This window comes from Sphingobium sp. CFD-2, from assembly GCF_024611135.1.
GTDB classification, from domain to species: Bacteria; Pseudomonadota; Alphaproteobacteria; order Sphingomonadales; family Sphingomonadaceae; genus Sphingobium; species Sphingobium fuliginis.
The window spans coordinates 998,761-1,005,000 of the sequence record NZ_CP084406.1 but is presented as its reverse complement, the minus strand read 5'-3'; the positions used below and the strand labels follow the sequence as shown (position 1 = coordinate 1,005,000).

3 protein-coding genes and 2 rRNA genes (1 of these 5 only partly in view) are annotated in these 6,240 nt (G+C 60.6%); 2 read left to right on the top strand and 3 right to left on the bottom strand.

The window, feature by feature from the left end; translation table 11 throughout:
• Positions 1-1,744 (top strand): 23S ribosomal RNA (locus LDB29_RS24785) (it extends 1,054 nt beyond the left edge of the window).
• 164 nt (positions 1,745-1,908) lie between these two features.
• Positions 1,909-2,023 (top strand): 5S ribosomal RNA (rrf, locus tag LDB29_RS24780).
• A gap of 171 nt (positions 2,024-2,194) precedes the next feature.
• Here rrf and LDB29_RS24775 read toward each other — a convergent pair.
• The 3 genes from LDB29_RS24775 to LDB29_RS24765 all read right to left on the bottom strand — a co-directional run bounded on the left by LDB29_RS24775 (position 2,195) and on the right by LDB29_RS24765 (position 6,229).
• Entirely contained in the window at positions 2,195-2,905 is a 711-nt protein-coding gene (locus LDB29_RS24775) for a DUF3142 domain-containing protein (protein ID WP_257557385.1), read from the bottom strand.
• Positions 2,906-2,928: 23 nt separating this feature from the next.
• Positions 2,929-5,082, bottom strand: coding sequence for a hypothetical protein (locus LDB29_RS24770; RefSeq protein WP_257557383.1), 2,154 nt, complete (start codon positions 5,080-5,082; stop codon positions 2,929-2,931).
• 94 nt (positions 5,083-5,176) lie between these two features.
• Complete coding sequence (locus LDB29_RS24765) at positions 5,177-6,229, bottom strand: choice-of-anchor A family protein (protein WP_257557382.1); 1,053 nt, start codon at positions 6,227-6,229, stop codon at positions 5,177-5,179.
• Between the last annotated feature and the right edge of the window lie 11 nt (positions 6,230-6,240).

Genomic DNA, 6,240 nt, shown 5'->3' with positions numbered 1-6,240 from the left:
GTGGGAAAGCATGTGGGATTTCCAAAACAACCAGGAGGTTGGCTTAGAAGCAGCCATCCTTTAAAGAAAGCGTAACAGCTCACTGGTCTAAATAAGAGATCCTGCGGCGAAGATGTAACGGGGCTCAAGACGTGCACCGAAGCTTAGGGTTCAGCACTTTGTGCTGAGCGGTAGCGGAGCGTTCCGTAGGCCGTTGAAGCGGGAGGGTAACCGACCGTGGAGGTATCGGAAGTGCGAATGCAGACATGAGTAGCGATTAACAGTGTGAGATGCACTGTCGCCGAAATTCCAAGGGTTCCTGCTTAAAGCTAATCTGAGCAGGGTAAGCCGGCCCCTAAGACGAGCCCGAAGGGGGTAGTCGATGGGAACCACGTTAATATTCGTGGGCCTGGTGGTGTGTGACGGATGGCGTAACTTGTTCGGCCTTATTGGATTGGTCCGGGCAGGGAAGTTGTCCCAGGAAATAGCCCCACCGTATAGACCGTACCCTAAACCGACACAGGTGGAATGGTAGAGTATACCAAGGCGTTTGAGAGAAGTATCCTGAAGGAACTCGGCAAATTGCCTCCGTACCTTCGGAAGAAGGAGGCCCCACATATGCGCAAGCACTTGTGGGGGGCACAGGCCAGGGGGTAGCGACTGTTTAGCAAAAACACAGGGCTCTGCTAAGTCGGCTTCAAGACGACGTATAGGGCCTGACGCCTGCCCGGTGCCTGAAGGTTAAGAGGAGGAGTGCAAGCTCTGAATTGAAGCCCAGGTAAACGGCGGCCGTAACTATAACGGTCCTAAGGTAGCGAAATTCCTTGTCGGGTAAGTTCCGACCTGCACGAATGGCGTAACGACTTCCCCACTGTCTCCAGGATATGCTCAGCGAAATTGAATTCTCCGTGAAGATGCGGAGTACCCGCGGTTAGACGGAAAGACCCCGTGCACCTTTACTGCAGCTTCAGAGTGGCATTAGGAAAGAACTGTGTAGCATAGGTGGGAGGCTTTGAAGCGTGGGCGCCAGCCCGCGTGGAGCCATAGGTGAAATACCACCCTGTTGTTTTCTGATGTCTAACCTCGCACCGTCATCCGGTGCAGGGACCCTCTGTGGCGGGTAGTTTGACTGGGGCGGTCGCCTCCTAAAGAGTAACGGAGGCGCGCGATGGTGGGCTCAGGACGGTTGGAAACCGTCTGTTAGAGTGCAATGGCATAAGCCCGCCTGACTGCGAGACTGACAAGTCGAGCAGAGACGAAAGTCGGTCATAGTGATCCGGTGGTCCCTCGTGGAAGGGCCATCGCTCAACGGATAAAAGGTACGCCGGGGATAACAGGCTGATGATTCCCAAGAGCTCATATCGACGGAATCGTTTGGCACCTCGATGTCGGCTCATCACATCCTGGGGCTGGAGCAGGTCCCAAGGGTTTGGCTGTTCGCCAATTAAAGTGGTACGTGAGCTGGGTTCAGAACGTCGCGAGACAGTTTGGTCCCTATCTGCCGTGGGCGTCGAAATTTGAGAGGAGTTGACCCTAGTACGAGAGGACCGGGTTGAACATGCCTCTGGTGTACCTGTCGTCCTGCCAAGGGCGCAGCAGGGTAGCTATGCATGGACGGGATAACCGCTGAAAGCATCTAAGCGGGAAGCCTCCCTCAAGATAAGATTTCTTCGAGCGGTCGTAGACCACGACCTTGATAGGCCGGATGTAGAAGTGTGGTAACATATGGAGCTAACCGGTCCTAATTGCTCTGATCGCGCCTGAAAGTCCCACCATCAATGACAACACTGGATAAAACCAGCGTCAGCCATCGAGCGTGGTGATCAACCTCATGCCAGATAAACAAACCAACTCATTTGATGACGCGTTTCTCAACCGAAACGACCAAGTGCACGGCACCGATTAAAACCCGAAGCGCAAGCTCTATTGCTTGGTGACCATAGCGTCTGTGACCCACCCGATCCCTTCCCGAACTCGGACGTGAAACCAGTCTGCGCCGATGGTACTGTGGCTCAAGCCCCGGAAGAGTAGGGCGTCGCCAGGCATTATAGCTCGCGCTTCACATTAACCCATTCGCAATCTCCTGCGCCCAGGCGCAATGCCCCCAAGCGCAGCCCCTCAGGCCGCGCTGGCAACCGGCAAACCACCAGCCCAAATCATACCTCAAACCCACCCTCCAAACCTGGTAGATTTCCTGGAAGGAACCGGTTGAGAATCAATGGCCGTCAGAGCTGTTCCGGGATAGCAAGAACACCACATAGCCTTTGAATTGCGGATGACGCGATAGCATAGGCGGTGCCTGCCATGCTCCGCCCTCGATCAATGCCACGCGGAAGGGAATGGGGAAGCTTTCCATCCGGCGAAAATAATCCTCATAGCCGGGGATGGTGGTGCGACCCTGGTAGGTTTGGACCACAACCTCATCGACCAGGCCGGCGAGTCTTGCCAGGGCCTGCGGGTCGCCATGGGCGCTCCAGTCCATCAGGCCGGTGATCGACAGCCGCCAATGGTGGGGCAGGCGTTGCCGCAAATCACGCAGAAAGTTGCCATAGCCGCCGATCCCGCGCGTAGCGGCATCGAAATCGATCTGGAGTCCGACAACCTCATTGCCTGCCTCGCGCCAGCGATGCAGATCGTCGAAGATCGTCTTGTAAACAGCATCATTCCAATCCAGCCGATCGGCCCTGACGACCAGCCAGATCTTCTTGCCCGGCAACCGGGGCATTCCCATGCGCAGCTTTTCAAGCCGGGCCGGTCCCCGACGCCGAACCTCTCCGTCAAGAAGGTAGAGGATCTTCGCCTGGACATGCGTTGCCGGACGCACGCCAGGCCAGAGATAGAATGCCTCATAGCCAGCCGGATCGACACGCTCCGCCTCCGTCTCGCGCTGACAGCCGGTCAACGTCAGCAGCGCCAGCAACGCCATCGACCATCCGCTTGCACGCATGTTCACCAATAATAACGCAGGGACTTTGCCCATCGGCTGTCGGGATAGCGCTGCTTTAACTCGGTGAACCACGCCTTGCGATCGGCTTGAGGTGCCTGCGCCGCCTCCAATTCCTCATAGCTGCGATAGGGCCCGGTACAGCCGTTAAAGCCAGACGGCGCATAGCACATCACGGCACGATACAGGGCATAGGCCCGGTCTTCAGCCGCCGCTCCCTTGTCCGCGATGATCGCGGCATAAATGTCCGCGCGAGACAGCGGGCGGCCGGAAAAGCCGTCCGGCCCATTGCCGAGGCTGAACCTGTCGCCACCTGCCTTGAACAGGCTGAAGCCATCGAAACCGTTCAGCCGATAGAAATCGCCCAAACACAACCGCGCCTTTGCATTGGCGGGAGCGTGCGCGAGAGTCGCGGCGGTTTGCGCTATGCTGGGGCAAGGAAAGCCGTCCGACCATCTGCCCTTTCGGAACAGCCCCACCGGAATCATGTCCTGCTGGGAGAAGTCCCATATCCCGCCCTCGCTTCCCGCGCTGGCGGGCACCAGCGTAAGATCGCCGGTGAAATCGCCAAAAGCGCCTCTCGTCAAATCCTTGTAGAGCAAGGTGAAGCGCGCCACGTCCCGCTCGCGCACTGGACGCGTGCCATCATTCGCCGCCGCACGCAGGATGGATGGGCTTGCCAGGGTTTGCAGCAAAATCGCCCGGGTCATGCTGTCCGTGACAGGCGATCCGGGCGCGAAGACCTGCTCCAGCCGTCCATCGCGCTGCCAGCGGACAGCAAGCCCCATTTCCACCAACGGCCGCTCATAAAGCGGGTTCGCCCCACGCAGCAGATCGCGCCAGAACCCCGCCTCGTTGGGATCGCGCGTTCGACCAAGGGCCATGCCGCGCAGCATCTGCCGGCTGAAAGCAAGCGGCGTGAAGCGGCTGCTGCGCGCCGCATCGGGCAGCAGCGCCAGGATCGCCTTAGGATCGTCCCCGGCATAATAGAGCCTGCTGGCCTGGAGCAGCCCGTAAAGATCGGCATAGGCGGTGAACTGGCTCTTTTGCGCCGCCAGCTCGGCGGCAGACAGGACGGCCGGATCGGCGCCCTGCCGCCGCATCCGCTTGAGATCGGCCACGGCCAGCAGCAGCGGCGTTCCGTTCTGGCTGCCGATGATCCGGCTCGCATCCTGACGTTCCAGCAGCTTGATGTCGATCTCCTCTGCAAGATCGGCTGCTGCCTCATCGTCGCCGGGCACCGTGGCCAGCAGCTTTTCATAGCTGCGGGCAAGCGTCGCCATGTCCCCGCTCAACCACGCCACGCGGCGCATCAGCCCTTCGGCCGATGCGGCATAGCGGCCCCTGGGATAAGCCTTGAAATAAGCGGAAATGGCGTTGCCCGCCTCCGCGACCGCGGCGCGATCGACCTTTTCGGGGCCAGCGAAATCGCCATATTCATCGGCCGCCTGGGCCACCGCCGCGCGCAGGCCGATACGGATCGGCATATATTTCGCTGTTTCCGCGACCCATTGGCTGCGGGCGCGGGTCAATGGACCGAAGCTGTCTCGCGCAACCTGCCAGTCGCCCTTGTGGAAGGCCTCTGCCGCTTTCAGATAGGATAGATATTCGCGGCCCGGCCTGCTGGAGATCGCGGCATTTCCCCAATCGGCCGTGCCGCAACCGGTCTGTGCGCGCAGCCGCGCCAGTTCGGTGCGTTCCGCCTCCGGCAGGCCGGTCTCGACGGCCAGCGCGGCATTGAAGGCTGCGGTGGCTTCAGCGGAAGCCGCGCAGTCGGTCGCATGGCCGTTCGCCGCAGCGCCATCGCCCTGGCTGTCCCTTGCAGCTTCCGGCCAGAAGGCGGCGCGCAGGCCGGGCCATGTCATGAAGGTTCCACCGAATTGCGGATTGTTCACATCGGTCGCCGCGCCTGGGCGAGGGCCGTCCACGGGCCTCAGGCTTCGCATGAGCAGCAGGATGTTGATCCGCGTATCGTTGCCCGGGCTGATCGCCGCGCGTCCGCCGCAATCATAATCGGGGGAAGCCAATTGCCAGCCGGGCGAGCAGGAAGAGTCGGCGCAGGCCCAGAGAGTCCCGCCCAGGCCGATTGCCGACAGCGCCAGCGTCACCAGCGTGGCGGCGACGGGATGTTTGCGGTGAAACGCGATATGTCGGGCCATGGGACGGTCCTGCCGATCATCTTCTTTCATCATCCGGCGCGAAACTGAACAAAAGATCGCTTCCACGCAATGACGAAGACAGGAGACGCCGGCCTTACATTCCCCCGGCCGCTGCCGAACGACGCCGCCGCCTTGCGAAAAACAGCGCACCGGCCCCTAAGATGAAAAGCAGCCATGCCGGACCTTCGGGAACCGGCGTTGCTCCCGAACTGCCGCCGGGCGGCGTCACCGGTGGATTATACCCGCCATTATAGGTGCCCAGATGCATTTCCCCGTCCTGATCGAGGCTGCCGAACACAGCCGATCCCTGAATGTAATTGCTGCTATGGGCGGCCGCCCACGGCGCCAGGACGGAGCCGCCCCAACTGGTCGTCAGGTCCAGATTCTGTGCATCGCCAAAGTTCCAGATGACATGTTCGCCCAGTCCCGCGGTGCCGCCCAGGAAATTGTCGTTCAGGTTGATCGACGCCCCGCTCACATTGACGATGGCCGTATCCGCGCCATTCAGATGGAAGGCGATTTCCCCGATGGAATTGAGGTCGGCCGCCGTGATCGAAAAGACCGCCAGACCGTCCGCATCGGGGGCCGCGTTGAAAGTCGCCCGATTGCCGCTGATGTCCATCTGGCTGTTCGGGGAAAGGCCCGACAGGGTCGCGGACAATTGTTTCATGCTGCCGGCCAGGGTCGCTCCCTGAGCGGTCAGATTGCCGATGAAGGCGGGGTCCGAACCGGCCAGTCCGGACTGCACCACATTCTGGTTGACGTTGGTGTTGTTGATCGTTCCGCCGACCTTCACCGTCTGGCTGGGGCCATTGAGGTTGAACCCGCTATCGACATTGCCGCCGATGACGGCGCCCGATCCGTTGTTCAGGTTCTTGACGCCGCCCGTGACGTTGCCGACCACGGTCAGGCCGGGCTGACCGGTGGGGGAGGCGGTCGGCGTGCCGATCTGATAATTGGACGACGTGCCGGTCAGGTCGCCGCCCACGAAGGTTCTGCCTTCCACTTCGGAAGAGGAATCGAGGTTGCCAAGGACGATCAGATTCCATTCGCGCAGCGCGTCCGTGCCCGCGACGGGAGAAGCGAGGCCGGGCGAGGCTGCAAGGGCGGCAACACTGGCGGCGAAGAGAATGCTGAGCTTTTTCATGCGCCGACCCT